The 23,459-nt window shown below is 64.1% G+C and carries 28 protein-coding genes; 17 read left to right on the top strand and 11 right to left on the bottom strand.

All coding sequences use genetic code 11. From position 1 onward, the window contains the following. The first annotated feature begins 12 nt into the window (after window positions 1-12). Entirely contained in the window at window positions 13-351 is a 339-nt protein-coding gene (locus V6X63_RS03495; protein ID WP_367978136.1) for a P-II family nitrogen regulator, read from the top strand. A gap of 51 nt (window positions 352-402) precedes the next feature. Here the strand turns inward: V6X63_RS03495 and V6X63_RS03490 are convergent, their stop codons facing one another. Continuing rightward, a complete protein-coding gene (locus V6X63_RS03490; RefSeq protein WP_367978135.1) occupies window positions 403-1,287 on the bottom strand; it encodes an outer membrane protein assembly factor BamD in 885 nt (294 codons plus the stop codon). 75 nt (window positions 1,288-1,362) lie between these two features. Between V6X63_RS03490 and rluD the strand changes: the two genes are divergently transcribed. After that, on the top strand, window positions 1,363-2,520 hold the full coding sequence (gene rluD / locus V6X63_RS03485) for a 23S rRNA pseudouridine(1911/1915/1917) synthase RluD (protein ID WP_367978134.1): 1,158 nt from the start codon (window positions 1,363-1,365) through the stop codon (window positions 2,518-2,520). Next, window positions 2,517-3,263 carry a peptidoglycan editing factor PgeF gene (pgeF, locus tag V6X63_RS03480; protein WP_367978133.1) on the top strand — a complete coding sequence of 249 codons (747 nt, stop codon included), beginning with the start codon at window positions 2,517-2,519 and terminating at the stop codon, window positions 3,261-3,263. Before rluD ends, pgeF begins: the two co-directional genes overlap by 4 nt. A 100-nt stretch (window positions 3,264-3,363) precedes the next feature. On the opposite strand, the gene V6X63_RS03475 is transcribed toward pgeF, so the two are convergent. The 3 genes from V6X63_RS03475 to V6X63_RS03465 are packed head-to-tail and all read right to left on the bottom strand — an operon-like array spanning window position 3,364 to window position 5,274. Continuing rightward, a complete protein-coding gene (locus tag V6X63_RS03475; protein WP_367978132.1) occupies window positions 3,364-4,080 on the bottom strand; it encodes an FkbM family methyltransferase in 717 nt (238 codons plus the stop codon). Further along, complete coding sequence (locus V6X63_RS03470) at window positions 4,070-4,609, bottom strand: glycosyltransferase (RefSeq protein ID WP_367978131.1); 540 nt, start codon at window positions 4,607-4,609, stop codon at window positions 4,070-4,072. The genes V6X63_RS03475 and V6X63_RS03470 overlap by 11 nt, the downstream gene beginning before the upstream one ends. 14 nt (window positions 4,610-4,623) lie before the next feature. Further along, entirely contained in the window at window positions 4,624-5,274 is a 651-nt protein-coding gene (locus V6X63_RS03465; RefSeq protein ID WP_367978130.1) for a glycosyltransferase family 4 protein, read from the bottom strand. Window positions 5,275-5,432: 158 nt separating this feature from the next. On the opposite strand from V6X63_RS03465, the gene clpB reads away from it, so the two are divergent. From clpB to V6X63_RS03450, 3 genes are all read left to right on the top strand, one after another. Next, window positions 5,433-8,045: an ATP-dependent chaperone ClpB gene (gene clpB, locus V6X63_RS03460; protein ID WP_367978129.1), complete on the top strand. Its 2,613-nt coding sequence runs from the start codon at window positions 5,433-5,435 to the stop codon at window positions 8,043-8,045. A 63-nt stretch (window positions 8,046-8,108) separates the two neighbouring features. Then, a complete protein-coding gene (locus tag V6X63_RS03455) occupies window positions 8,109-8,363 on the top strand; it encodes a type II toxin-antitoxin system Phd/YefM family antitoxin (RefSeq protein WP_367978128.1) in 255 nt (84 codons plus the stop codon). Then, the gene (locus V6X63_RS03450) at window positions 8,345-8,758 is read left to right on the top strand and encodes a type II toxin-antitoxin system VapC family toxin (RefSeq protein WP_367978127.1); all 414 of its coding nucleotides are present in this window, start codon (window positions 8,345-8,347) and stop codon (window positions 8,756-8,758) included. The genes V6X63_RS03455 and V6X63_RS03450 overlap by 19 nt, the downstream gene beginning before the upstream one ends. On the opposite strand, the gene V6X63_RS03445 is transcribed toward V6X63_RS03450, so the two are convergent. The 3 genes from V6X63_RS03445 to V6X63_RS03435 all read right to left on the bottom strand — a co-directional run bounded on the left by V6X63_RS03445 (window position 8,755) and on the right by V6X63_RS03435 (window position 11,939). After that, window positions 8,755-9,681 carry an SDR family NAD(P)-dependent oxidoreductase gene (locus V6X63_RS03445; protein WP_367978126.1) on the bottom strand — a complete coding sequence of 309 codons (927 nt, stop codon included), beginning with the start codon at window positions 9,679-9,681 and terminating at the stop codon, window positions 8,755-8,757. The two genes, V6X63_RS03450 and V6X63_RS03445, sit on opposite strands and share 4 nt — an antisense overlap. Window positions 9,682-9,965: 284 nt before the next feature. Next, on the bottom strand, window positions 9,966-11,270 hold the full coding sequence (locus tag V6X63_RS03440) for a M24 family metallopeptidase (RefSeq protein WP_367978125.1): 1,305 nt from the start codon (window positions 11,268-11,270) through the stop codon (window positions 9,966-9,968). A 15-nt stretch (window positions 11,271-11,285) separates the two neighbouring features. After that, window positions 11,286-11,939 (bottom strand): DUF1614 domain-containing protein, encoded by a 654-nt coding sequence (locus V6X63_RS03435; RefSeq protein ID WP_367967165.1) that lies wholly within the window; start codon window positions 11,937-11,939, stop codon window positions 11,286-11,288. A 142-nt stretch (window positions 11,940-12,081) separates the two neighbouring features. Between V6X63_RS03435 and V6X63_RS03430 the strand changes: the two genes are divergently transcribed. Then, complete coding sequence (locus V6X63_RS03430; protein ID WP_367967164.1) at window positions 12,082-12,468, top strand: FmdB family zinc ribbon protein; 387 nt, start codon at window positions 12,082-12,084, stop codon at window positions 12,466-12,468. 23 nt (window positions 12,469-12,491) lie between these two features. Here the strand turns inward: V6X63_RS03430 and V6X63_RS03425 are convergent, their stop codons facing one another. Next, the gene (locus V6X63_RS03425; RefSeq protein WP_367978124.1) at window positions 12,492-12,968 is read right to left on the bottom strand and encodes a PIN domain-containing protein; all 477 of its coding nucleotides are present in this window, start codon (window positions 12,966-12,968) and stop codon (window positions 12,492-12,494) included. After that, window positions 12,925-13,188, bottom strand: a complete 264-nt coding sequence (locus V6X63_RS03420) for a hypothetical protein (protein ID WP_367978123.1) — start codon at window positions 13,186-13,188, stop codon at window positions 12,925-12,927. The genes V6X63_RS03425 and V6X63_RS03420 overlap by 44 nt, the downstream gene beginning before the upstream one ends. Window positions 13,189-13,398: 210 nt before the next feature. Here V6X63_RS03420 and aspS point away from each other — a divergent pair, with 210 nt between their 5' ends. Then, entirely contained in the window at window positions 13,399-15,177 is a 1,779-nt protein-coding gene (aspS, locus tag V6X63_RS03415) for an aspartate--tRNA ligase (protein ID WP_367978122.1), read from the top strand. Here the strand turns inward: aspS and V6X63_RS03410 are convergent. Beyond that, window positions 15,174-15,695 carry a DUF192 domain-containing protein gene (locus V6X63_RS03410; RefSeq protein WP_367978121.1) on the bottom strand — a complete coding sequence of 174 codons (522 nt, stop codon included), beginning with the start codon at window positions 15,693-15,695 and terminating at the stop codon, window positions 15,174-15,176. The genes aspS and V6X63_RS03410 overlap by 4 nt on opposite strands. Window positions 15,696-15,859: 164 nt before the next feature. On the opposite strand from V6X63_RS03410, the gene V6X63_RS03405 reads away from it, so the two are divergent. Both V6X63_RS03405 and V6X63_RS03400 read left to right on the top strand, forming a co-directional pair. Further along, the gene (locus V6X63_RS03405; protein WP_367967159.1) at window positions 15,860-16,186 is read left to right on the top strand and encodes a DMT family transporter; all 327 of its coding nucleotides are present in this window, start codon (window positions 15,860-15,862) and stop codon (window positions 16,184-16,186) included. A 156-nt stretch (window positions 16,187-16,342) separates the two neighbouring features. Continuing rightward, complete coding sequence (locus V6X63_RS03400; protein ID WP_367967158.1) at window positions 16,343-16,819, top strand: Dps family protein; 477 nt, start codon at window positions 16,343-16,345, stop codon at window positions 16,817-16,819. Window positions 16,820-16,983: 164 nt separating this feature from the next. Here the strand turns inward: V6X63_RS03400 and V6X63_RS03395 are convergent, their stop codons facing one another. Then, window positions 16,984-17,676: a CcdB family protein gene (locus V6X63_RS03395; RefSeq protein ID WP_367967157.1), complete on the bottom strand. Its 693-nt coding sequence runs from the start codon at window positions 17,674-17,676 to the stop codon at window positions 16,984-16,986. 346 nt (window positions 17,677-18,022) lie between these two features. Between V6X63_RS03395 and V6X63_RS03390 the strand changes: the two genes are divergently transcribed. The 7 genes from V6X63_RS03390 (at window position 18,023) to V6X63_RS03360 (ending at window position 23,394) form a co-directional block, all read left to right on the top strand. Next, the gene (locus V6X63_RS03390) at window positions 18,023-19,297 is read left to right on the top strand and encodes an O-acetylhomoserine aminocarboxypropyltransferase/cysteine synthase family protein (protein WP_367978120.1); all 1,275 of its coding nucleotides are present in this window, start codon (window positions 18,023-18,025) and stop codon (window positions 19,295-19,297) included. A gap of 452 nt (window positions 19,298-19,749) precedes the next feature. Continuing rightward, window positions 19,750-20,118: a MarR family EPS-associated transcriptional regulator gene (locus V6X63_RS03385; protein ID WP_367978119.1), complete on the top strand. Its 369-nt coding sequence runs from the start codon at window positions 19,750-19,752 to the stop codon at window positions 20,116-20,118. Window positions 20,119-20,465: 347 nt separating this feature from the next. Then, on the top strand, window positions 20,466-21,023 hold the full coding sequence (locus tag V6X63_RS03380) for a hypothetical protein (protein WP_367978118.1): 558 nt from the start codon (window positions 20,466-20,468) through the stop codon (window positions 21,021-21,023). Continuing rightward, window positions 21,014-21,553 (top strand): hypothetical protein, encoded by a 540-nt coding sequence (locus V6X63_RS03375; protein WP_367978117.1) that lies wholly within the window; start codon window positions 21,014-21,016, stop codon window positions 21,551-21,553. The genes V6X63_RS03380 and V6X63_RS03375 overlap by 10 nt, the downstream gene beginning before the upstream one ends. Continuing rightward, window positions 21,544-22,059: a hypothetical protein gene (locus V6X63_RS03370; RefSeq protein ID WP_367978116.1), complete on the top strand. Its 516-nt coding sequence runs from the start codon at window positions 21,544-21,546 to the stop codon at window positions 22,057-22,059. The genes V6X63_RS03375 and V6X63_RS03370 overlap by 10 nt, the downstream gene beginning before the upstream one ends. Beyond that, on the top strand, window positions 22,052-22,600 hold the full coding sequence (locus V6X63_RS03365) for a hypothetical protein (protein WP_367978115.1): 549 nt from the start codon (window positions 22,052-22,054) through the stop codon (window positions 22,598-22,600). The genes V6X63_RS03370 and V6X63_RS03365 overlap by 8 nt, the downstream gene beginning before the upstream one ends. 143 nt (window positions 22,601-22,743) lie before the next feature. Then, window positions 22,744-23,394 carry a hypothetical protein gene (locus V6X63_RS03360; protein ID WP_367978114.1) on the top strand — a complete coding sequence of 217 codons (651 nt, stop codon included), beginning with the start codon at window positions 22,744-22,746 and terminating at the stop codon, window positions 23,392-23,394. Window positions 23,395-23,459 lie beyond the last annotated feature (65 nt).

Below are 23,459 nucleotides of genomic sequence, written 5' to 3'. Positions count from 1 at the left end.
CGGAGAGATTGCATGAAAAAGATCGAGGCCATCATCAAGCCCTTCAAGCTCGATGACGTGCGTGAGGCCATCGCCGAGGTGGGCATCACCGGCATGACCGTCACCGAGGTCAAGGGTTTTGGCCGCCAGAAAGGCCACACCGAGCTCTATCGCGGGGCGGAGTACGTGGTGGATTTCCTGCCCAAGATGCGCGTCGAGGTGGTTGTCGCCGACGAGCTGGTCGACCGAGTGGTCGAGGCCGTGGTGGGGGCCGCCAATACCGGCAAGATCGGTGACGGCAAGGTATTTGTCAGCCCGGTGGAGGAGGCGATCCGCATCCGCACCGGAGACTCCGGCGAGCAGGCGCTTTAGGCGGCCGGCGCGTCGGCCGCCGACGCCGGTATCCGGCTCACCCGCGGCTCGCTACAGCACGTTACTGGGCGGCTCAGGGGCATCCCGCCCGGGGGCATCGTCAGCGCTCGGCGCTGGCGGCACCTCGATTTCCTCGCCTTCATAGATGCCGGGCATCTCGGGGATGCCATCGCCGCCCCGGCTCGGCAGCGACTCCTTCTCCGCGATCACGCCGTCGGCGAGTTCATCGAGGCCCAGGTTGCGGTAGGCGAGGGCCAGCAGATCCATCGCCGGTTCCACCGACGGGGTATCGGGGAACTCGTTGATCACCGTGATCGCGCGCCCCGCGGCGGCCACCCATGCCTCACGGTCGGCATAGAACCGCGCCACGCTGAGCTGGAAGCGGGCGCCGTCGGCGAACAGGATGTCCAGCCGCTCCCGGGCACGATCGACGTATTCGCTGTCGGGGTAATCCTCCACCAGCGTGGCATAGGCATCAAAGGCCTGCCGCCGCGGGACCGGATCGCGGAGGGTGTTGTCGACACCCACCAGGCGCTTGACGGGATCCTCGTTCTTCTCCTCCAGCGCCAGGCCCTGCATATACCAGCTGTAGGGGACCGCCCGGTGGCGCGGGTTGATCCGGCGGAAGCGCTCGGCGGCGGCCACGGTGGAGGCGACGTCGCCAGCGCGGTAGTAGACGTAGATGATGTCGAGCTGCGCCTGGGTGGCGTAAATGCCGAACGGGTACTGGGCCTGCAGGGACTCCAGGTCGCGGGTGGCGGTCTCCCAGTCGCCGCGTTCCATGGCCGAGGCGGCCTCCCCGTAGAGCTCGGCCACATCGGCGTTGACCAGTTCGTTGGGCGAGTCATCGTTGCTGGCACAGCCACCGAGCAGGCCGATGGCCAGTAGAATGAGGGCAAAGCGCTTCATGGAACCCGTTTCCGAATCTGTGGGCAATGCGCCTAGTCTAGAGAAAAGCACGGGCAGCGCCCAGCGCCATGAGGGATCCGGGGCAAGGCAATGAGTAGTGAGATGAACGACAGACAGCATGGCACGCGGGTGGATGAAACGGCCCGGGTGCCCGAGGCCGCCGCCGGACGGCGACTCGATGCGGTGGTTGCCGAGCTCTTCCCGGCGTTTTCCCGCTCAAGGCTGCAGCGCTGGCTGAAGGACGGGGCGCTCACGGTGGACGGCGCCTCGCCACGGGGGCGGACGCCGGTGCAGGGCGGCGAGCAGGTGGTGATCTGCGCCGAGCTGCCGGAAGAGGGGCCGGTGGCCGCCGAGCCCATCGCGCTGGATATCGTCTTCGAGGACGATGCGCTGCTGGTGGTCAACAAGCCGGCGGGGCTGGTCGTGCATCCGGGTGCCGGCAACGCCGACGGTACGCTGCAGAACGCGCTGCTGCATCATGACCCGCGCCTGCATGCCGTCCCGCGGGCGGGCATCGTCCACCGGCTGGATCGCGAGACCACCGGGTTGATGGTCGTGGCGAAGACGCTGGAGGCGCATGCCGACCTGGTCGAGCAGCTCCAGGCCCGAACCGTCGGCCGCGAGTATCTGGCCGTGGTGGTCGGCACCTTCACCGCCGGCGGCAGCGTGGATGCGCCCATCGGCCGGCATCCCAAGGATCGCTTGAAAATGGCCGTGCGGCAGCGCCGGGTGGTGGATGATGCCGGCCCGGATCAGGCCGATGCCTCGGCTGGCAAGCCGGCGGTCACCCACTATCGCGTGGAAGAGCGGTTTGCCGCGCACACCCTGCTGCGCTGCCGGCTGGAGAGCGGGCGCACGCATCAGATCCGTGTGCATATGGCCTATATCCGGCACCCGATTGTCGGTGACCCCCTGTATGGCGGGCGGCTGGCGTTGCCGTCGGGGGCAGCGTCGGTGGCGGTGGATGGTGATGCCGCGGTGAGTGGGGTGGGTGGTGAGGCGGATAGTGGGGTCAACGCGGCGCAGCGTGAACACGCGTCATCCACACGGAACCTACACACGGTCGCCGATGTGCTGCGGGGCTTCCACCGCCAGGCCCTGCATGCCGAGACGCTGACACTGACCCATCCGGTGAGCGGCGAGACGTTGCGCTGGTCGGCCGCACCGCCGGCGGACTTCGAGCAGCTGTGCGCCGCACTTCGTCACCATCAATCTTTCGTGGCCGAAGGCGCGGCTGATGACGGCCGCTGGCGGCCATGACCGGCGGTAAGATCGGGATCCTGCGCCCGGACTGGGCATTGCCGGTTGAGGCCGGCTTTACCACCCGTTGCGGCGGAGTCAGCAAGGCCCCGTACGACTCACTCAATCTCGCCATGCATGTTGGCGATGATCTCGCCGCGGTGCGCGAGAATCGTAGGCGTCTGGCCGAGCAGGCCGGGCTGCCCGAGCAACCCCGCTGGGTCGCCCAGGTGCACGGGACCCGAGTGGTTCATGCCGGTGAGGTCGAGCGTGATGTGACCGAGGCCGACGCGGTGTGGACCGATCAGCCGGGGCAGGTCTGCGCGGTGCTGGTGGCCGACTGCCTGCCCATTCTGCTCGCCGATCACGCCGGCCGCTGCGTGGCCGCCGTCCATGCTGGCTGGCGGGGGCTCGCCGCCGGGATCATCCAGCGTACCATCGAGACACTGCCGGTGCCGGCGTCGGATCTGGTTGCCTGTATCGGCCCCTGCATCGGGCCTGACGCGTATGAGGTGGGCGCAGAGGTGATTGAGGCGATGATCGCAGGTGGGACGGTGCCGCGCAGCTGGCCGTCACTGTCGGGGGATGAGCAGTTTCAGCTGGATTTGGCCGCCACTGCAGAGGGGGTTTTCAGTCAGGTCGGCATCCGGGCCGGCGCGGCCACGCACGTAGTCCACTGTACGTTCACCGATCCCGCTCGGCTCTACTCCTATCGCCGCGACGAGAGCACCGGGCGGATCGCTGGTTATATTCGTCGGTGGTGAGCAATGCACCCGTGACCTTAGATCCCCGTGTTAGACGAAGCATTTTGCTCTACTAAAGTATATTTGCAGTTTCCGTTAGAGCGGCCGTTCGAAGCGCTTTTTATGGATCGGTCGTATCCTGAGGCACGCGGATTGCCATCATATTCTCACCTTGTAGTACACACGAATAAGCGCATTCTACTAGATGTTTTCGTAGAGCATTTAAACGCTCGCGCGAAAGGTGTGTGATCTCTATAAAAATTATCCCTGGTAAAAGAAGTTCGATATCGCTAGCATACAGAACATGGTCATCATGTCCCTCTGCATCTATTTGTAGTACGTCAATAGATTCCATGGAGGCTTTTTCGGAGAGAAGAGGCTGTAGCCGGCTACATCTCACGGTGCGAGAATCAATCGCGGCATCTGAGTTGAAGCTGGCGGATTGATATTTTTCAATCCACTTCTTTACAAAATTACGATCTACAGAGGTTATTCCGGTCGGGGCGCGATAATTTGGCCAATTTTGGGCATAGGTCGGTTGGCAGTGCGCCCAAAACGCTTCTTTAACGGAGTATAGAGTGATATTGGATTGATTGCTTACTGCCGAGTTGATAATAACCTTTCTTTTAGTGAATGAGTAATTTTCCCGAAGTATTGAATTGAGTGATTCATTTGGTTCTATCAGAACAGCAGTGCATCGGTTCTTCAGTGGCCCACTGATCAACGGAAACAACGGGTCATTAATTCTTCCATCATTCGCACCGATTATGGTAATCGTTAAATTCTTTTTTACTGATGCAGCCGCCATAACGCTCAACTGGTAAGCATTAAGTTTCATGCTGCTTATGCTCCATGATGCTGTTGAGTATTTTTTCCAGCATTTTTCCTTTTTTCTCAAGATTGTGCCGGGTGCCTGCCTCTTTAGCGTGGGCCTGCATCCGATTGAACTCGTCCTCGTTGTCATGGAGCTGAGTAATTAGATTGATTATTTCCATAAGTTTTCGATCGGACGGTATTTCTTTGTAGGGAGAGCTATAGCATGCATCTGGTAAATCAATCAGAAATCCGCCGTTCCCCGTTGCCTCTGGAAGGCCTCCTCGATTGGTAGCGATCGTCGGTATGCCGTTCATATGAGCTTCGGCAATGACGCGTCCGTATGCTTCCCACCACAGACTTGGCGCTAAAAGGAGACGGGCCCGTTGATAGACAGGCCGCATGTCATTAGTGTTGTTAGTTAGGGTGACATTGTTAAGCCTGTTTCGAGTTGGGCCGTACTGTGAAGAGACCTGTCTCAATAGTCCCTCCCAGGCACCACGTGATTCGACTACCTCGAATGTGATGTCAGGTCTTTCTTCTTCGAGTAGCATAGCAATTCGTACTACTAAAGCGGCGCCTTTTGCGAGTGATGGGTTGATGAATAAGACGTTTTCCGCTCCTTCTTGGGAGCGACAACGCGGGCGGGATCGATAAACACGCCGATTGGTATCGGGTCTATGCCATCCTTTTCTTTGTAGTAATGTGCTGTTGCTTTCGCGTTAGTTATCACACGATCAACGTCCCGACACCACCGTTTTCCACCGAAGTTTCCATTGGCAAGATAGGCGGCTACTGGGATGTCTCTGGCATGCGCCTCGTCACCGATGAGCAGGTCCAGTGTTCGTCCGCCGTAGTAGTAAACGATGTCAGGTTTAAATTGATCGAGCGCCTTGGTGTAGGTCTGATACCAGATGGCCTCTTCGGCCGCGGTCATCTCGGCGCGCTGGGTTGAGCGGGTCTTGACGAGGTTGTGAACAAGGGGTGCGTCTTTTACGCGCACGATCCTCGATTTCGACTGCTTGATTTTTTCCCAATGGTTCGCAAGGCGTGTGATGCCGTTCGGGGAGTCGAAAATCGTCGCGCCGATCACACGGACTTCCCAGCCCAGTTTATGGAGCTGTCGGAGCTGCTCCCGGACGGTCATCGACGCCCCACTGGACAGGTCCAGAAGGCAGTAGGGGTTCGCCCAGAGAATGCGGAGTTTGCGGTCGGCCAAGTCTGCGGTCCCTGCGTTATATGCGCTTCGGTGCTCTGATCCTACTGAAGCTTACGCCAGAGGCGAAGCCTGCGGCGTGGACAAAAGCTTGCATCCGGTGGCGATCGTCCCCAGATCTCCGGTAAGCGAACGGACCGATCATCAGAGGAGTCTGTCCCATGCGAATGGACAAACTGACCACCAAGTTCCAGATGGCGTTGGCCGAGGCCCAGTCGCTGGCCGTGGGCCGCGACAACCAGATGATCGAGCCCGAGCACCTCACGCTCGCCATGCTCGACCAGGAGGGGGGCGGTGCGCGCCACCTCCTCCAGCAGGCCGGCGTCAACGTCAATATGCTGCGCTCGCAGCTCGGCGAGGCGGTGGACCGTCTGCCCACCGTCTCTGGCACCGGCGGCGAGGTGCATGTCAGCAATGATCTCAATCGCCTGCTTAATCTCACCGACAAGCTTTCGCAGAAGCGGGGTGACAGCTACATCTCCAGCGAGCTGTTCCTGCTGGCCGCGGTGGATGATGGCAAGACGCGGGTGGGCGAGGCCCTTAAGCATGCCGGCGCCAACAAGGAGGCGCTGGAGAAGGCCATCGAGACCACCCGCGGCGGTGAGAACATCGACGACCCCAATGCCGAGGACCAGCGCCAGGCGCTCGAGAAGTACACCATCGACCTCACCGAGCGGGCCGAGCAGGGCAAGCTCGATCCGGTGATCGGCCGCGATGAGGAGATCCGCCGCACCATCCAGGTGCTCCAGCGCCGCACCAAGAACAACCCGGTGCTGATCGGCGAGCCGGGCGTGGGCAAGACCGCCATCGTCGAGGGCCTGGCGCTGCGCATCGTCAACCAGGAGGTGCCCGAGGCGCTCAAGCAAAAGCGCGTGCTCTCGCTCGACATGGGCGCGATGGTCGCCGGTGCGAAGTACCGCGGCGAGTTCGAGGAGCGCATGAAGGCGGTCCTGAAGGACCTGGCCAAGCAGGAAGGCGAGATCATCCTGTTCATCGACGAAATCCACACCATCGTCGGTGCCGGCAAGGCCGAGGGCTCGATGGACGCGGGCAATATGTTGAAGCCGGCGCTGGCACGCGGCGAGCTGCACTGCATCGGCGCCACCACGCTGGATGAATACCGCACCAATATCGAAAAGGACGCCGCCCTTGAGCGCCGCTTCCAGAAGGTGCTGGTGGACGAGCCGAGCGTGGAGGACACGGTGGCCATCCTGCGGGGGCTCAAGGAGCGCTACGAGGTGCACCACGGCGTGGAGATCACCGACCCGGCGATCGTCTCGGCGGCGACGCTCTCGCAGCGCTACATCACCGATCGCAAGCTGCCCGACAAGGCCATCGATCTGATCGACGAGGCCGCCAGTCGCATCCGCATCGAGATCGACTCCAAGCCGGAGGCCATGGATCGGCTCGAGCGCCGGCTCATCCAGCTCAAGATCGAGCGCGAGGCGCTCAACAAGGAATCCGACGAGGCCTCGAAGAAGCGGCTCGCCACGCTCGAGGACGAGATCGGCGAGATCGAGCGCGAATACAACGAGATGGAGTCGGTCTGGAACGCCGAGAAGTCGGCGGTGGAGGGCACCACCGGGCTCAAGGAGGCCCTCGAGCAGGCCCGTCAGGAGCTCGACACCGCCCGTCGTGCCGGCGACCTGACGCGTATGTCGGAGCTGCAGTACGGCCGCATTCCGGAGCTCGAGCAGAAGCTGGAGGCCGCGACCCAGGCCGAACACAGCCAGGAGATGCAGTTGCTGCGCAATTCGGTCACCGACGAAGAGGTCGCCGAGGTGGTCTCGAAGTGGACGGGGATCCCGGTCTCGAAGATGCTCGAGGGCGAGCGCGACAAGCTGCTGCGCATGGAAGAGGCGCTGGGCGACCGGGTGATCGGCCAGGGTGAGGCGGTCGAGGCCGTGGCCAACGCCATCCGCCGCTCCCGTGCCGGGCTCTCCGATCCCAACCGGCCCAATGGCTCGTTCCTGTTCCTGGGCCCGACCGGTGTGGGCAAGACCGAGCTCTGCAAGGCGCTCGCGACCTTCCTCTTCGACACCGAGGAGGCGATGGTGCGCATCGATATGTCGGAGTTCATGGAAAAGCACTCCGTGGCCCGGCTGATTGGCGCGCCTCCGGGGTATGTCGGCTACGAGGAGGGTGGTTACCTGACCGAGGCCGTGCGGCGCAAGCCCTACTCGGTGCTGCTCCTCGACGAGGTCGAGAAGGCCCATGCCGATGTCTTCAACATCCTGCTGCAGGTCCTGGACGACGGCCGGCTCACGGACAGCCACGGGCGCACGGTGGACTTCCGCAACACGGTCATCGTCATGACCTCCAACCTCGGCTCGCATCTCATCCAGGAGCATGCCGGCGAGGCGCAGTACGACGAGATGAAGCGCGAGGTGATGGGCGTGGTCTCGCAGCACTTCCGCCCGGAGTTCATCAACCGTGTCGACGATGTGGTGGTGTTCCACCCGCTCGAGCGCGACCAGATCCGGCGGATCACCGAGATCCAGGTGCGCTATCTCTCGGAGCGGCTGCGCGAGCGCGACATGGCGCTGGAGCTCACCGATGCCGCGCTGGATGTCATCGGCGAGGCCGGCTTTGACCCGATCTACGGTGCCCGGCCGCTGAAGCGCGTCCTCCAGCAGCGGGTGGAGAACGTGCTCGCCCAGCGCATCCTCGCCGGTGATTTCACCGCCGGTGACCGCATTCGGGTGGATGCCGTGGGCAGCGGCGAGGCGAGCGAGCTGCGTTTCGAGCGCATCAGCGAACCGGCGGTGGTTTAATCACCGCCGCTCGTCACGGCATCCCCTGCAGCCTTGCGGGAGAGCAGGCAGGTGACTATGATCATGACCATGGTCAAAAAAGAGATTTCACATTCCATCAAGGCATCCGAGTTCAAGGCGAAATGTCTTGCGCTGATGGACGATGTCGCCAAATCCGGTGAGACCTGGGTGGTGACGAAAAACGGCCGGCCGATCGCGGAGCTACGTCCCTATTCTGGGGGTCGTATCGGTACACCGTTCGGTCTACACCCCGCGCTGGAAATCCACGGTGACGTGATATCGCCACTGGGCGACGATCTATGGAAGGCGATGGAGTGATCCTCGACACCCATACGCTGCTATGGATCGACCGTAATGATCCGAGCGTGGGGATGCAGGCCCGGCAGCAGGTCGAGGCAGCCTGGCGGTCGGCCTGGGTGGCAGTGAGCGCAATCAGTTTCTGGGAAGTGGCCATGCTGGCGGAACGTGGGCGGGTCGCTCTGTCGGTCTCGCCGGAACAATGGCGCCTGGACTGGTTACAGGCAGGGCTTATTGAAATACCGGTTGATGGAACAATCGTCCTGAAAGCCTGCCGATTGGAGGACTTTCATCGTGACCCGGCTGATCGCTTCATCGTTGCAACGGCGCTGGCAAAGAGCGCGTCACTGGTCAGCGCCGACCGAGAGATACTGGACTGGGAAGGTGATCTGGACCGGATCGATGCGAGGGTCTAGCGGTCAACCCAGCGAATAACGATGTCCAGCGCGCGGGTGGGCAGGCAGCGTTTCAGCGCCTTGAATACATGGGTCGGCACGGTCACGTGATAGCGCGGCTTGGGCGTGATTGACTCGACGGCCAGGGTGAGGCTGCGCGCCACCGCCTCGGGGCCGAGGGTGAAGGGCGGCTCGCCATCACCCTCGAGTCGGCCGATCACTGCCTGATAGGTGTCGCGGTGGGTGCTGGCGGCCACGCGCTCGCGCCAGTCGGTGCCGGTGTAGGCGCCCGTAGCACTCGCCGTGCTGGGCTCACCGGGCGGTGATGCGGGCCCGCCGACCCCCACCCAGCGCCTGAACTTCTCCCAGCCATTGGCCCGAAAGCGGCTGGTGACCGGGCCGGTCTGGATGAGGATCGCCTCGATGCCGGTGCCGTGGAGCTCCTGACGCAGGGTGTCGGTCAGCCCCTCCAGCGCATACTTGCTGGCGTTGTAGGCGCCACGCCAGGGCAGCGCGATAAAGCCGAGCACCGAGCTGTGCTGGACAATGCGCCCGAAGCCCTGTGCGCGCATCGCCGGCAGCACCGCCCGGGTCACGGCATGGGCACCGAAGACGTTGGTCTCGAACTGCTCACGCAGCGCCTCGCGGGGCAGGTCTTCCAGCGCCCCGGGCTGGCCGAAACCGGCGTTGTTGAACACCGCATCGATCCGGCCATCCGTGCGCTTGAGCAGGGTGTCCATGGCCTGCTGGATGCTCGCATCCTCGCTGACGTCCAGCATCAGCGCGTCATCCAGACCGTCGCTGATCAGCGCTTCGACATCCGCCGGGCTGCGGGCCGTGGCGAACACGCGCCAGCCGCGTTTCTGCAGGGCGAAGGCGCAGTGCCGGCCGATGCCCGTCGAGCAGCCGGTGATGAGAATGACGGGAGGATGGGGTCTGGCCATGGTCAGCGGTTCCTGAGGGTCAGGGGGTTATGTCATCAGCGAGAGAGGGCCAAGGGGGGGCGGGGCTAAGGGCCAAAAGGCGGTTCCGGTCGCCAAAGGGGGTGCTACCCCCCCGGCTGCGCGGACTGAACACGATTGGACCACATGATCGTGTGTAAAAAGCGTGTTCAACTGGCCAGGAACACCTTGTAAGCGGCCCGCTTCCGGCCCTGATAACGTCTACCGTCATCGTCATCGTCATCGCCATCGCCATCGCCATCGCCATCCATTGCTATCCCGTTTCGCTATCCCGTGACCCCCATCAGCGCCAGATCATTATTCGTCAGCGCCTCGCCGCCATCGGCGGTCACGCGCACGGTGTTGCTCATGCCGATGCCCCACTCCCCGGGTAGGCGAAGCATCAGAGGGAGGTGGAAGACCATGTTATCCGTGAACTCGCGCTCGACGCCGCGGGCGATGTAGCCCGAGGCCTCCACCCAGGAGGGCGGAAACTGGATGCCCACCGTGTAGCCATAGACGCCGGAGAAAAACGCCCGCTCGGCCATCGGCGCGAGGGCCGCATCGGCGGCGGCCGCCGCGGCGTCCATGGTGACGCCGGGGCGCATGTTGGCGGTGAGCGCTTCATAGATATCCCGAATCACCCCCGCTGTGCGGCGCATCTCATCGCTCGGTGTGCCAGCGATCCGGGTGCGCATCATCGGCGCGGTGTAGCGATGCCAGGCCGCACCGAACTCGAGGAAGACCGGGTCGCCTTCGGCCACGGTATGCCGCTGGTGGTTGCAGTGGATGACGCTCGACCGCCATCCGGCGGTGACGATGGGTTGCAGGCTCATGAACTCCCCGCCGGCGGCGAGCATGGCCGCCGAACCCGTTGCGGCGAGCTGCTGGTCGGTCACACCCGGCGCGATGAGGCTTTCGGCCGCGGCAATGCCGGTCTCGGTGATACGCGCGCTCTCGCGCAGCAGGGCGATCTCCGGCTCACTCTTGACGATTTTCACGCCATCAACGAGACCGGAGGCATCAATCAGTGCAACGCCCGGGAGGGCCGTGGCCAGGCCGTCGCGGAAACCGCAGCGCAGTGCCGGCCCCCAATTGTCCGTGCCGATTCGAGGGGTATTGCGCGCGACCCCGGCCGAGGCGCCCACGTCGCCGGGCCAGATCGGCGCCACATCACGGCCGCCCCCGCCGGCTCCAATCAGCCCCAGATCGCTGATGATCCCGACCATCTGATCAATGGCGCCATTGGCCGCCTCCCAGCGATAGCCGAACACCTCATCCACCCGGGCAGTGGTCACCGCGGGGCCCGTCTCGATGGAGGGGACCTGCAGGACGGCACGGCCCTGAGGTCTGCCCTCCGCGGCCTCTGGAGCGGTCAGCAGCAGCGCGGTATGCACCGAGACCTCGAAGGTGTTGTAGCCGGTGAGATAACAGATATCCGCGGCATCGGTGACCAGCAGCGCGGCCAGACCCGCCTCGGCCATGGCATCGGCCACACCCTGGCGTCGCCGGGTGTATTCGTCGTCATCAAACGGCAGTGCGAGTCGGCCGACCCGCTCGGCCAGGACGTCACGATAGCGGTTGAAGTCCATTCTTTGCTCCTTCAGCTAGGCCAGCAGCACCGCCACCAGGCCGGTGATGAACACACCATCAAAGGTACCCGCCCCGCCAATGGAGGCGAGCGGTGAGCCCAGGCCGCGGACGTCCTTCAGGCGCAGGATGTCGGCGCCGATCAGCACGCCAAGCGTGCCGCAGATATAGGCGAGCGGGGCGCTGTTCTCCGGCGCCAGCGTCACCGCGATCACCGCGGCGGCGATGGGGGCGATCAGAATGGGCATGCCCACGCCCAGGCCGGGAATCGGCCGGCTGAAGGCATAGCAGATCGCCGACTGGATGGCGATCGCGGCGAGCACGATGCCCATCGACAGTGGGTTGTGGTTGAGCAGGTAGACGGAAAAGCCGATGGGGATGAGGCCGCCGCCCACGTTCATGGCGATCAGCACCTTGTTGGGGTCGAAACTGCGATGCAGTGCCGCCATCCAGCGCATCCGCTGCTGCCACTGCGGATCGGGCTCGCGGGTGGCGTCCACCTTGAACAGCGGCAGGTTGATCGAGCTGCCCAGCAGCGAGGTGACCAGCAGGAGCATGGCCGAGCCATGCGAGAGCCCCAGCTTGTCGAAGGCCACGGTGACCACGCCGATCTGGATGAACACGAACAGCAGGGCGAACAGAAAGATGGCGGCGATGATCTGGAACGGCAAACGACGTTTCTCCTGTTCACTGGAAGTCGATGTCCGGCACCCGGGGCCGGCCGAAAGGCGCTATCATACCTTGCAATCGGGGCGATCTGTCCCCAGAAAGCTTGCATTGCCGGTAACGGCCCACTGCGTGAGGACATAAAGCATGCCGATCTACGAGTATGTGTGTGATGACTGTGGCCACGAACTCGAGGCGCTGCAGGGCATCAATGACGAGATGCTGACCGACTGCCCCGAGTGTCATCATGCGGCGCTGCGCCGCAAGATCTCGGCGGCCGCCTTCCGGCTCAAGGGCGGTGGCTGGTACGAGACCGACTTCAAGAGGGACAACCGCCGTAATATCGCGGGCGAAGGCGCGTCGGACAGCAAGTCCGGCGGCAAGGCCGAGGGGGGCAAAGCCGAGGGCGGCAAGTCAGCCGACGGCGGCGCCAAGAGCTCCGATGGCGCCAAGGCCGGCTCCGGCAAAGCCAAGTCGGGCGACACAAACAGTGCCGGTGGCAAGTCCGGCAAGTCATCCGCTAAGGCGGATTGAGGAGCGGCGGGTCAACCAACGCGTCAGCCCGGCAGCCGGTCTGGCCTTACCTCGTAGTGCGCCGATGGTTCATGGATCGCGCCAGCAAACGGATTGATCAGGCGCATGCCGGGCGGCATAAGATGCTCACCGAGATCCTCAGTCAGAATCGCGCTACAGCCAGCGTGCTGCGCTGCGGCGATGATCATGGCATCCCACCAGCTGCAATGGCCTTTATCTTCAATCGTCCAGGCGGTTTCCAACACCCCGCCGTCGGTTTCAACGACTGGCCAAGTGAGTAGATTACGCACCACCGCGCGGATCTGCTCGCGTGGTTGCTCGGACGTGATCCTACGGCTCATGACTCCGTAGAACTCTTTCAGCACCTGAGTACTGATGATGCCGGTCCGCTCCCTCCAAAGCCTTTTCAGCCATTGATGAGCGATACTGGCGTGCGCGGGATAACCAGCGTCAAACTTATAGATCAGAACGTTCGTATCGACGAAATATTTCTCGGTCATAGATCTCTTCTCGGCTTGGATAAGGCTTGCGCTTGCCGGTTGTGCGGAAGGGACCGCGGGCGAGAAACGCCTGGCGGGCGCGTTCGTAGTCGCTCGTCTTTTCGCGGTGCTCGGCGAGCATTTCGCCCACCAGGCGCGAGACGCTGCTGCCGCGGCGAGCCGCTTCAATCCGCGCCCACTGCAGGGTCTCTTCATCAACAGTGATGGTGAGGTTTTTCATTGGGGGCTGATCCTCCGGCTTCCTGAGTCCCGAGTCTTAAGATTGTCTGGTCTTTGCGGTCCAGGTCGACATGGGCACTAACATCGCGCCACACGAATCCCGTGGCAATCCCCCAAAAAACGGGGTGTAGCGGCCCGGCCCTCGGCTCGCTTGCCTGCCAACCCCCCACCGCTTACCATTTCCGCTTTTGCCAAAGGCGGTTAGGGATTCATGCGCACCCACTATTGCGGCGATGTCACCGAGGCCCTGCTCGATCAGGAAGTGGAGATCTGCGGCTGGGTGCACCGGCGGCGGGATCATGGGGGTGTCATCTTCATCGACCTGCGCGACCGCGAGGGGCTGCTCCAGGTGGTCTTCGACCCCGATCGTGAGGCCGCCTTCGCCACCGCCGACCGGGTGCGCCCGGAGTGGGTGGTGAAAATCCGCGGCAAGGTGCGCAACCGGCCCGAGGGGACCGTCAACCCCAACCTCAACTCCGGCCAGGTCGAGGTGCTCGGCCACGATATCGAGGTACTCAACCAGGCGAAGACGCCGCCCTTCCAGCTCGACGAGGACGACGTCGGCGAGGATGTGCGACTGCGCTATCGCTACGTCGACCTGCGCCGCCCGGAGATGCAGCAGCACCTGATCACCCGGGCGAAGGTCACCGGTTTCATGCACCGGTTCCTGGATGCCCACGGCTTCCTGGATGTGGAAACGCCCATGCTCACCCGGGCCACGCCCGAGGGGGCCCGCGACTTCCTGGTGCCGAGCCGCCTGCATGCCGGCAGCTTCTATGCCCTGCCGCAGTCGCCCCAGCTCTTCAAGCAGCTGCTGATGATGTCGGGGCTCGATCGCTACTACCAGATCGTGCGCTGCTTCCGCGACGAGGACCTGCGCGCCGACCGCCAGCCCGAGTTCACCCAGCTCGATGTCGAGACCTCGTTCATGGACGAGGCGCAGATCACCACGCTCATGGAGAAGATGGTCCGCGAGCTGATGCAGGAAGTGGCCGGCGTTGAACTGCCGGATCCCTTCCCGCGCATGACCTATGCCGAGGCGGTGGAGCGCTTTGGCATCGACCGGCCGGACCTGCGCATCCCCATGGAGCTGGTCACGGTGGGCGATCTGCTCACCGAGGTGGACTTCAAGGTCTTCGCCGGGCCGGCGGCGGATCCCCGCGGCCGCGTGGCGGCGCTGCGCGTACCCGGGGGTGGGTCGCTCACGCGCAGGCAGATTGACGAGTACACCGACTTTGTCGGCCGCTACGGTGCCAGGGGCCTCGCCTACATCAAGGTCAACGACCCGGGTGAGGGGGTCGAGGGCCTGCAGTCGCCGATCCTCAAATTCCTGCCCGAATCGGCTGTGAGCGAGATCCTGTCGCGGACGGCGGCCGAGGCGGGGGATCTCATCTTCTTCGGGGCGGACAAGGCCAAGGTGGTCAACGAGTCACTGGCGGCCCTGCGGGTACGCGTCGGCCACGACCTCGGACTCGTCGAGGGCGGGTGGCGGCCGCTCTGGGTGGTCGACTTCCCGATGTTCGAGTATGACGAGGGCGATGGACGTTACTACGCGCTGCATCACCCCTTTACCGCGCCGCAGTGCGACACCCTGGAGGAGGTCAACGCCGCCGATCCCGAGGCGTTGCTCTCGCGCGCCTACGACCTGGTGATGAACGGCACGGAGCTTGGCGGTGGCTCGATCCGTATCCACCGGCCCGATATGCAGTCGGCGGTCTTCGAGCGTCTCGGCATCGGCGCCGAAGAGGCCCGTGAGAAGTTCGGCTTCCTGCTGGATGCGCTGGAGTACGGTGCACCGCCGCACGGCGGGATCGCCTTCGGGCTTGATCGCATCGTGATGATGATGGCCGGCGCGAGTTCGATCCGGGACGTCATGGCCTTCCCCAAGACCCAGACCGGTGCCTGCCTGCTCACCGAGGCACCGGCCGAGGTCGACGAGACCGCTCTGCGCGATCTGCACATCCGCGTGCGGCGGCCGCAGAAGGGTTAGTTGCCGGGCCGGATCTGATCGTGGAGGCGTAGCCGGGTGCCGGGCCGGATGCCGAGGCGCTCGGCCTCGCCTGCGGCCACCTCGAGGGCCGCGGCGATCTCCTCACTCACCCCATAGCCACTGTGGCCGGGCTCCATACGCTCGACGGCGATCACTTTTCCGTCCGGGGCCACGTAGGCCATATCCAGCGCGATGCGCACATTGCGCATATGCCAGCCCGTGCGACGCGGCGTGGGGAATTCAAACCAGATGGGATGGTCGCGGATGACGCGGGCGGGCAGATGCTGCATGCCCTGGGCGCGTTCATCGGCCTCGTCGGCAAGCCGCACCGTGAGCCAGCGGCTCTCCCCCGATGCCGGGATGATCTGCACCTCGGCCATCGTCATCGAGTGCCAGGCCTCGGGCAGCGCCTCGGTGTCATTCGCATCACTGCGCCATGTGTGGCTGAGCAGGGCGAGGCCCAGGGCGAAGAGGATGATGAGGGCGGGGCGGATCAGGCGGGCGCTCGGCAGTGGCAAGGCGCGTTCCTCGGGCGTGGTCAGGTCAACAAGAGCATCAACGCCGATACCGTAGCATGCGATACGGCCATGACGCCGCCGCGACGGGACCGCCCTTGACCCCACCGGGCCAGCCCCTAGAGTGGTCGCTGGTCCCCGTTCACAATTGCCCGCAAGGAGATCCGATGCCCGCCTGGCTCCTGCTCGTCGCCGCCGTCACCATGGAGGTGATCGGCACCACGGCCCTCAAGCTCTCGGATGGTTTCTCACGCCTGGTGCCGACCGTGGTGACGGTATCGGGCTATCTCATGGCGTTCATTGCGCTGGGCTTTGTGCTCAAGCGCATGGAGGTGGGCGTGGCCTATGCGGTGTGGGCGGGGCTCGGCACGGCACTGGTGGCGCTGGTCGGTGTCTTTTTCTTCGGCGAGACCATGAACTGGATCAAGGCCGCCAGCCTGGCGCTGATCGTGATCGGGCTGGTGGGGCTCAACCTGGCGGGTGGAAGCCATTAGATTCCATGGCCATCGCCCGGTTTCCGGGGGCCGGCGGATGACCTGGCGCAATCCGTCCGTCACGGGATTGGCATAGTATTTGGGTTCGGCGAGACGACATGTTAGTTTGTAATCATTGCAAACTAATCCTGGGACATGGATAGAAAGGAGGTCATTATGGCCACGCCCGCCATCAACATCGGTATCGAGGAAGGCGCCCGCGCGGAGATCGCCGGCGGCGTCAGTCGTGTGCTCGCGGATAGCTATTCGCTGTATCTGAAGACGCACAATTTCCACTGGAACGTGACAGGGCCGATGTTCAACTCCCTGCACACGATGTTCGAAGAGCAGTACACCGAGCTGGCCACGGCGGTGGATGAGATCGCCGAGCGCATCCGCGCCCTGGGCGAGCCGGCGCCGGGCAGCTACAGCGAGTATCAGAAGCTCACCGCCATCCCGGAGGAGACCGGCAACCCGGATGCCAACGAGATGCTGCGTCAGCTCGTCCGCGACCACGAAACGGTGGCCCGGACCGCGCGCGAGGTGTTCGCCCTGGCCGATGAGGCGCATGACGAGCCCACCGCCGATCTGCTCACCCAGCGCATGCAGCTCCATGAAAAGACCGCCTGGATGCTCCGCAGCATGCTGGAGTGATGATATGGCGCAGATAGCCATCATGACCGGGGGCAGATCGCTCTGCCTCCGGTTTTTTCTGGATGGTGTGCGGTGATCCCCGTCGCTGGCATCGTGAACATGAACGCGACACATCCTCCAGCCACACGCCTGATACACATCGTCAGGGTGGTTCAGGGGCGCTTCTATATTCCGCCGAACACGAAATCGATGGCGCGCATGATCTGCGGGGTCTGCTCGGTGAGCGATCCCGCCGACTGGCCCAGTGCGCTCTCCGGCACCGTCATCAGCCGGTCGATGACGACCACGAAAGTGCTGCCGGGCGAACACTCGAGCTTCACGATTGGGTGAGCTTCCTGCAGCGGCCGCCCGAAATGCTCCGTGGGTATAAGCGGCGCGACAATGGCTCGGCCAAGGGGTTGGAGCAGGGCGCTCTGCAGGCTGACGAGAAACGGCGCGCGCCGGTCGATTCGCAGCCTGCCGGCGCGGTACACCGGATAGCTTGTCGAGGCGAGCTGTCCGCTCAGCCGTCGGTCGACCGACTCCTTGAGGATCGGCACGCGATCGATCATTGCCTGAACGCACGCCTCGGCCAGCAAGTCGTCGCTATCGTCGATATCGATGAACGGCCATGATCCATGTGCCGGGTCATTCGGGTCTCTTCCGGTATCGACCCGATTGTCCATCAGGGCACGGCGGTTTCGCTTGAGCCAGGCCCGGCAGCGCAGGGCATGCAACGATTCGCGCAGATGATCCTCAAAGAGTCGGGAGAGGTTGATCTCCAGCGCCCTGGCCTCGTCCAGAAGATCCGGGTCGATGCTGACATTGATCCGCTTTTTCTGATGCGGCATGCGTGGCTTGCCCGTCCCAAGAACCATCGATCCCTCCGAGGGTGGATACCAGTCGTGTGCAATGCGCGTGTGTTACGAGCATGTATTAACAGCGTGTGTGACGCCCGTGTGTAGTGCGCGTGTGCGCCGCGCTCGGATCCGAGTTAACACCTTGCTCGGCATTTGCCGGTAGGTCTTCCGTCTCTCGGCAGGGCTGAGCCGATCGATGGCGTTTCGGACCGCATCCCTGAAGCGGGTCCATTCTTTATGCCGTTCCGGCATTTCTTTATCACCGCATATTCGAGACGCATTCCCGCAAACACGTTAGAGTTGCGATTATTCAGTGCCACGACGCTCAGATGCGGACGCGATCAACCAGGAGCGAGATCTGCCCATGAAACTCGAGACCAAGGCCATTCACAGCGGCTATTCGCCGGATCCCACCACCAAGGCGGTGGCGGTGCCGATCTACCAGACCACCTCCTATGCCTTCGATGACACGCAGCACGGGGCGGATCTGTTCGACCTGAAGGTCGAGGGCAATATCTACAGCCGCATCATGAACCCCACCAACGCCGCGCTGGAGCAGCGCGTGGCCGAGATGGAAGGGGGCATTGCGGGACTCGCCCTGGCCTCGGGCATGGCGGCGATCACCTACGCCATCCAGTGCATCACCCGGGTGGGCGATAACATCGTCACCACCAGCCAGCTCTACGGCGGCACCTACAACCTCTTCGCCCACGCCCTCCCCAACATGGGCATTGAGGTGCGCTTTGGCAGCGGCGACGACCCGGCGGCCATCGAGGCGCTCATTGACGAGAACACCAAGGCCGTCTACGCCGAGACCGTGGGCAACCCCAACGGCAACGTCGTCGACATCGAGGCCTTCGCGGCCATCGCCCACCGCCACGGCGTGCCGCTCATTGTCGATAACACCGTGCCCACGCCGGTGCTCTGGCGGCCCATCGAGCACGGTGCTGACATCGTCATCCACTCGCTGACCAAGGCCATGGGCGGTCATGGCACCACCGTCGGCGGCGTCATCGTCGACTCCGGCAACTTCCCCTGGGCGAAGCATGCCGAGAAGTATCCGATGCTCACCGAGCCCGACCCGTCCTACCACGGCGTGGTTTACACCGATGCGCTGGGGCCGGCGGCCTACATCGGGCGCTGCCGCGTGGCACCGCTGCGCAACATGGGCGCGGCGCTCTCGCCGATGAATGCCTTCCTGCTCATGCAGGGCATTGAGACCGTTCCGCTGCGAATGGCGCGCCACGGCGAAAATGCCCTGGCGGTGGCCGAGCACCTCAAGGCCCATCCCGGCGTGACCTGGGTGAAGTACGCCGGCCTCAGCGACAGCCCCTATTATTCGCTGGTGCAGAAGTACATGGGCGGCAACGCCGGCGGCATCCTCAGCTTCGGCATCAAGGGTGGCGAAGAGGCCGGAGCGAAGTTCATCGACGCGCTCGGGCTCATCACCCGGCTGGTGAACATCGGCGATGCCAAGTCGCTGGCCTGCCATCCGGCCACCACCACCCACCGCCAGCTCAATGACGAGGAGCTCGCCAGCGCCGGCGTGAGCCGTGACATGGTCCGCCTCTCGGTGGGGATCGAGCACATCGACGACATCCTCGCCGATATCGACCAGGCGCTGGCCGCGGCGGGCTGATCCCGCCTGGAGCGGAGGGGGGGTCGGCCTGTTGAGCCGTCGGCCCCTCCGCCGGTCATTAATCCCCCTGCGGCCCATCGGCGAATCAGGGTTCGTGCTCTTCCCCTGGTTCCTGCAGCAGGCGCGATGCCGGCCATGCGCTGAATCGTCGTCATTCAGTGAGTTCGTTTGCGCCGAGCGGAGGCCCGACAGGCGAACTAACATTGAGGATTAGCGCGGTTCAAAATTCGCAAGAAATACCAATAAAAAGTAATCGTAAGTATAGTCTATTAGAAACATTGCCGTTTCTTTGTTCAACCCCTCCCGGCCGACCCAATTCACCCGTTAACATTACTGTTCATAACGTGAACGCTCCTCGGGTGTCCCGCAAAAATGAAAAGGGACGGCTCCGGCGGTAGCGTGCCCAAAAGTCGCTCATGCGACCGATCACGTCCCTTCCCGGATTGCGGTTATTGTCCAGACAAAGTCCTCCGGGGGCGCTCGAAGAGGATCTCGCCCGACGGGCCCTCGAAGCCCTCCACAGCAACCCCGAACTCAGTCAGCGCGCCCTTGCCGATGAGCTTGGCATCAGCGTGGGCAAGGCCAACCATTGCCTGCGCGCGCTGGTGGACAAGGGCCTGGTGAAACTGCAGAACTTTCATCGCAACCCGAAAAAGCTGCGCTACATCTACCTCCTCACGCCGCAGGGCATTGAGGAGAAGACGCGCATGACTTGGCGCTTCCTGCGTCGCAAAGAGGCGGAGTACGAGGCGCTGCAGGCGGAGATTGCCGAGTTGCGGGCGTCAATGGATGCGCAGGAACCGACCTCGAACAAAGGCTAAAGCGATTGAATGTTCCGCCGAACTCCCGGAACCGCCCGCCCGAGCCGCTCGAGCCCGCCATGCGGGCATCTGTCGATGTCTCAGCACCGGTGGCTGCCGTCTCAGTGCCGGCAACCGCCCCGGCCCGCCGGACGGATCCGCGGGGATGGTTGACCAGCCGGTCGGGCGGAGGGTGCCGGCGCCGGGGCGGGCGAGCCCGCGGCGCCGCCCGCGCCCGCGCGGGCCAGCCCGCGGCGCCGCCCGCGCCCGGGCGGGCGTTGCCGCCGCGCCGCGCCTGCGCTAGGCTCTTTATCACTGGGATCATACCGGCGCCAACCCGCGCCGAGCGCCTCGGAGACAACGCCGCGATGAGCCAAGCGAGCCTGAAAGCCACCGGTCTTGCCGCCGCGATGGCAGCACTTTTGATGAGCGCCGGCGCGGCGAGCGCGGCCGATCCCACCGAGGTGATCATCGTCGATAACATCGAGTACACCATCGCCTGGGCGGTGGGCAGTAAAGACAATGGCTGGGGCGATCGCAGTGAGCAGGACATTACCTCGACGTCCTGGTATGGCAATGTGGGCACCGCCGCCGACCTCGCCACGCAGAGCGCGCAGGGTGCGCTCGGGAATAGCAACCGAGGCTCGGCCTGGTTCATCTACGCCGATGCGGAGTCGACGAGCTCCAACGCCATCAAGGGCTACGACACAGTGGCCAATACAGGGAGCAAGGCGAATTCGACCTTTAGCGACGGCCAGATCGTCACCTTCGCCTACGAGCTCGCCGCGCCCGTCGTCGTCCCCGAGATCGACGGCGCGGCACTCGCTAAGGGCGCGCTCGCCATCGCCGCGCTCGGGCTCTGGGCAGGCGCGGGTGCGCGGCGGCGCGGCGATGGCGAGGCGGTGGAGGTGCGTCCATGCGTCTAGCCACCAGATGGCGACTCGCCACGCTCGCCGGCGCGCTGCTCGGTGTCTTCGGCCTGCCCTCCCTCGGGCAGGCCGAAGACACCGAGCAAATCGTGGTTGACACCGTCACCTACACGGTGAGCTACGCCTCGGGTGATCGGGATGTCTATACCGCCAGCCCCTATAATCTCAGCACCACATCCTGGTACGGCAACGCCACGCTCGCCGAGTCACTGGCAAGCCAGAGCACGCAGGATCGACTGGTAAGCAATGACTCCGACATCGGCGCGGTGTTTGTGTATGACTTTATTACGTCGAACAACATCAGCATCTTCAGTACGGGAGATAAAAGCGAGCTTGACCGATTCTCGCCGCTCGACCCGGATACGAAAGTAACTTTTGCCTATGAGTCGAGCGCGCCGAGCTATGTGCCCGAGATCGACGGCGCGGCACTCGCGAAGGGCGCGCTCGCCATCGCCGCGCTCGGGCTCTGGGCGGGCGCCCGGCGGCGCGACGATGGCGAGGCGGCGGAGGCGCGTCCATGCGTCTAGCCAGCGGATGGCGAGTTGCCGCGCTCGCCGCCCTGCTCGCCGCCACACCGGCGATGGGCGAGGTCACCGAGACGATCATCGTCGATAACCAGTACTACACCATCGGCTGGGCGAGCGGCCGCACGGATAGTGATCCGGAGTTTGCCGGCAAGGACGTGCGCGGCACCTCCTGGTACGGCAATGGTGTGCTCTCCCGAAAGCTCGCGATTGAGAGTGCGCAGGGCCCGCTCGCGGGGACGTCCTCAGGGGGGTGGTTCGTTGATTTTATCTCCGGGGCAGGGAATCCCACGACAGGCTATGCGACGACCGGCGCCGCGGGCACGGTTGCCGATTCAGACTTCGCCACGAATGCCACGGTGACCTTCGCCTACGAGCTCGCCGCCCCGACGCCGGTGCCCGAGATCGACGGCGCGGCACTGGCGCAGGGCACGCTCGCGATCGCCGCGCTCGGGCTCTGGGCGGGCGCCCGGCGGCGCGAGGTGGCGCGCGGCGTTGTGGGTGGATGACCCGCTGAGCACCGCGTCGCCGGGCATGCGCCCGAGCGCTTTGGCGCTGGTCGCGATCGCCCTCCTGCTCCTCGCCCCCTCGGCGGCTGGCGAACTGATTGCCGGTGGCAATAGCAAAGAGGTCGTCGTCGATGGCCAGCGCTATGAGTTCACCGCCTATCAGGGGACTTTTAGCGAGTTCGACAGCGCATTCACTGCCTCGACGCTGCCCTGGTGGGGGAGTGCGTCGGTGGCGCAACAATACGCCACCGAGGTTTACGGGGCGCCGTTCCTCGCGGATGGCCTCTCCGAGTCGGATGCGCACTATGTCTACTTCCAGAGTAGCCCGTCGCTGGTGGCGGCGTACTACGATCCAGATGAGCAGAGCGCGGTGGTAAAGAGCTACGTCACAAGCGCCGAGCTTGTCTTTGTCAACGCCCGCGCCGTCCCCGAGATCGATGGTGAGGCACTGGCGCAGGGTCTGCTCGCCATCGCCGCGCTCGGGCTCTCGGTGAGCGTGCGGCGGCGGGAGGCGGCACGCAGCGACGCGCCGGTCGCTTAGCACCGCGAATGTTCTCACCCTGAGCTTCGCCGATCGGGCGCGGCGTACGCGAAGCGATACCCGCCGCGCTGATCAGCGATGGCTCTCCTCGCCGCAGCGCCGTAATCCATGACCGATCTGATCGTCCACATTGGCCTGCCGAAATGCGGCTCAACGACGCTCCAGCGCGAGGTCTTCGCGCGCGAGCGCACCAGCAACAACACGCGCCCGATGCGCAGCGGCTCATCGCAAGCGACGAGGTGCTTGGCTCGAGGAGTCGACTCGAAACGCGCCCGATCGTGCGGCTTCTGCGCGTGCTCAATGAAGCGGTCTGGCGCGAGGGCGCCGTCCGGGCGGTGATCGTTTTCCGCAATCTGGCCGAACGATTGGCATCGGGGTATGCGCAGGGATCCAGCGCTCGGCCCAATCCCGGTCAGGCGGACTTCGAGGCATGGCTCAGCGAGGTACTCCGTGAGCCCCGCTCCTATGACTACGCAGGCTGGCTGCGCGCGCTCGACGCTGCCCTCGGTGCCGAGAACGTCTGCCCTTTGCTGCTCGAGGAGTCCAACACGCTGAGCTTTTGGCAGACCTTAGAGGACTTCGCCGGCCTCGAAGCGCCCGAGCCCGCGGCGATGGTGCGTGGCGAGGGTAATCAGAACCGCCGCAGCGCGGGCGCGGATCAGTGGACGATCAGCGCCTCTGATGCGCACGCAAAAGCCAAGGTGGCGGTCGATAAACCGCTCAACCTCCTCTTGCGGAATACTCCCGATCTGGGCCACCGATTCCACGCCATCTGGGACGGGCATTCCGGCTGATCGGGGATAACGATTCCGTTTGATCAGGGACACTGGTGTGGCGCTCGGGGGATACTCCGGCTCTT

The sequence above is a fragment of the Spiribacter onubensis genome, from assembly GCF_040838425.1.
Taxonomy (GTDB): domain Bacteria; phylum Pseudomonadota; class Gammaproteobacteria; order Nitrococcales; family Nitrococcaceae; genus Spiribacter; species Spiribacter onubensis.
Note: the sequence above shows the minus strand (reverse complement) of the source record. Positions and strands in the feature narration are given on the sequence as shown.

Coding starts and splice junctions, on each gene's coding strand:
- V6X63_RS03450 (WP_367978127.1), top strand. CDS start 8,345: ATGGAAGGCGATGGAGTGATCCTCGACACCCATACGCTGCTATGGATC.
- V6X63_RS03360 (WP_367978114.1), top strand. CDS start 22,744: ATGCGGCTCAACGACGCTCCAGCGCGAGGTCTTCGCGCGCGAGCGCAC.
- V6X63_RS03420 (WP_367978123.1), bottom strand. CDS start 13,188: ATGAAAAACCTCACCATCACTGTTGATGAAGAGACCCTGCAGTGGGCG.
- aspS (WP_367978122.1), top strand. CDS start 13,399: ATGCGCACCCACTATTGCGGCGATGTCACCGAGGCCCTGCTCGATCAG.
- V6X63_RS03495 (WP_367978136.1), top strand. CDS start 13: ATGAAAAAGATCGAGGCCATCATCAAGCCCTTCAAGCTCGATGACGTG.
- V6X63_RS03430 (WP_367967164.1), top strand. CDS start 12,082: ATGCCGATCTACGAGTATGTGTGTGATGACTGTGGCCACGAACTCGAG.
- V6X63_RS03440 (WP_367978125.1), bottom strand. CDS start 11,270: ATGGACTTCAACCGCTATCGTGACGTCCTGGCCGAGCGGGTCGGCCGA.
- clpB (WP_367978129.1), top strand. CDS start 5,433: ATGCGAATGGACAAACTGACCACCAAGTTCCAGATGGCGTTGGCCGAG.
- V6X63_RS03390 (WP_367978120.1), top strand. CDS start 18,023: ATGAAACTCGAGACCAAGGCCATTCACAGCGGCTATTCGCCGGATCCC.
- V6X63_RS03405 (WP_367967159.1), top strand. CDS start 15,860: ATGCCCGCCTGGCTCCTGCTCGTCGCCGCCGTCACCATGGAGGTGATC.
- V6X63_RS03470 (WP_367978131.1), bottom strand. CDS start 4,609: ATGCTACTCGAAGAAGAAAGACCTGACATCACATTCGAGGTAGTCGAA.
- V6X63_RS03475 (WP_367978132.1), bottom strand. CDS start 4,080: ATGAAACTTAATGCTTACCAGTTGAGCGTTATGGCGGCTGCATCAGTA.
- V6X63_RS03370 (WP_367978116.1), top strand. CDS start 21,544: ATGCGTCTAGCCAGCGGATGGCGAGTTGCCGCGCTCGCCGCCCTGCTC.
- V6X63_RS03380 (WP_367978118.1), top strand. CDS start 20,466: ATGAGCCAAGCGAGCCTGAAAGCCACCGGTCTTGCCGCCGCGATGGCA.
- rluD (WP_367978134.1), top strand. CDS start 1,363: ATGAACGACAGACAGCATGGCACGCGGGTGGATGAAACGGCCCGGGTG.
- V6X63_RS03445 (WP_367978126.1), bottom strand. CDS start 9,681: ATGGCCAGACCCCATCCTCCCGTCATTCTCATCACCGGCTGCTCGACG.
- V6X63_RS03395 (WP_367967157.1), bottom strand. CDS start 17,676: ATGGTTCTTGGGACGGGCAAGCCACGCATGCCGCATCAGAAAAAGCGG.
- V6X63_RS03425 (WP_367978124.1), bottom strand. CDS start 12,968: ATGACCGAGAAATATTTCGTCGATACGAACGTTCTGATCTATAAGTTT.
- V6X63_RS03400 (WP_367967158.1), top strand. CDS start 16,343: ATGGCCACGCCCGCCATCAACATCGGTATCGAGGAAGGCGCCCGCGCG.
- pgeF (WP_367978133.1), top strand. CDS start 2,517: ATGACCGGCGGTAAGATCGGGATCCTGCGCCCGGACTGGGCATTGCCG.
- V6X63_RS03375 (WP_367978117.1), top strand. CDS start 21,014: ATGCGTCTAGCCACCAGATGGCGACTCGCCACGCTCGCCGGCGCGCTG.
- V6X63_RS03455 (WP_367978128.1), top strand. CDS start 8,109: ATGACCATGGTCAAAAAAGAGATTTCACATTCCATCAAGGCATCCGAG.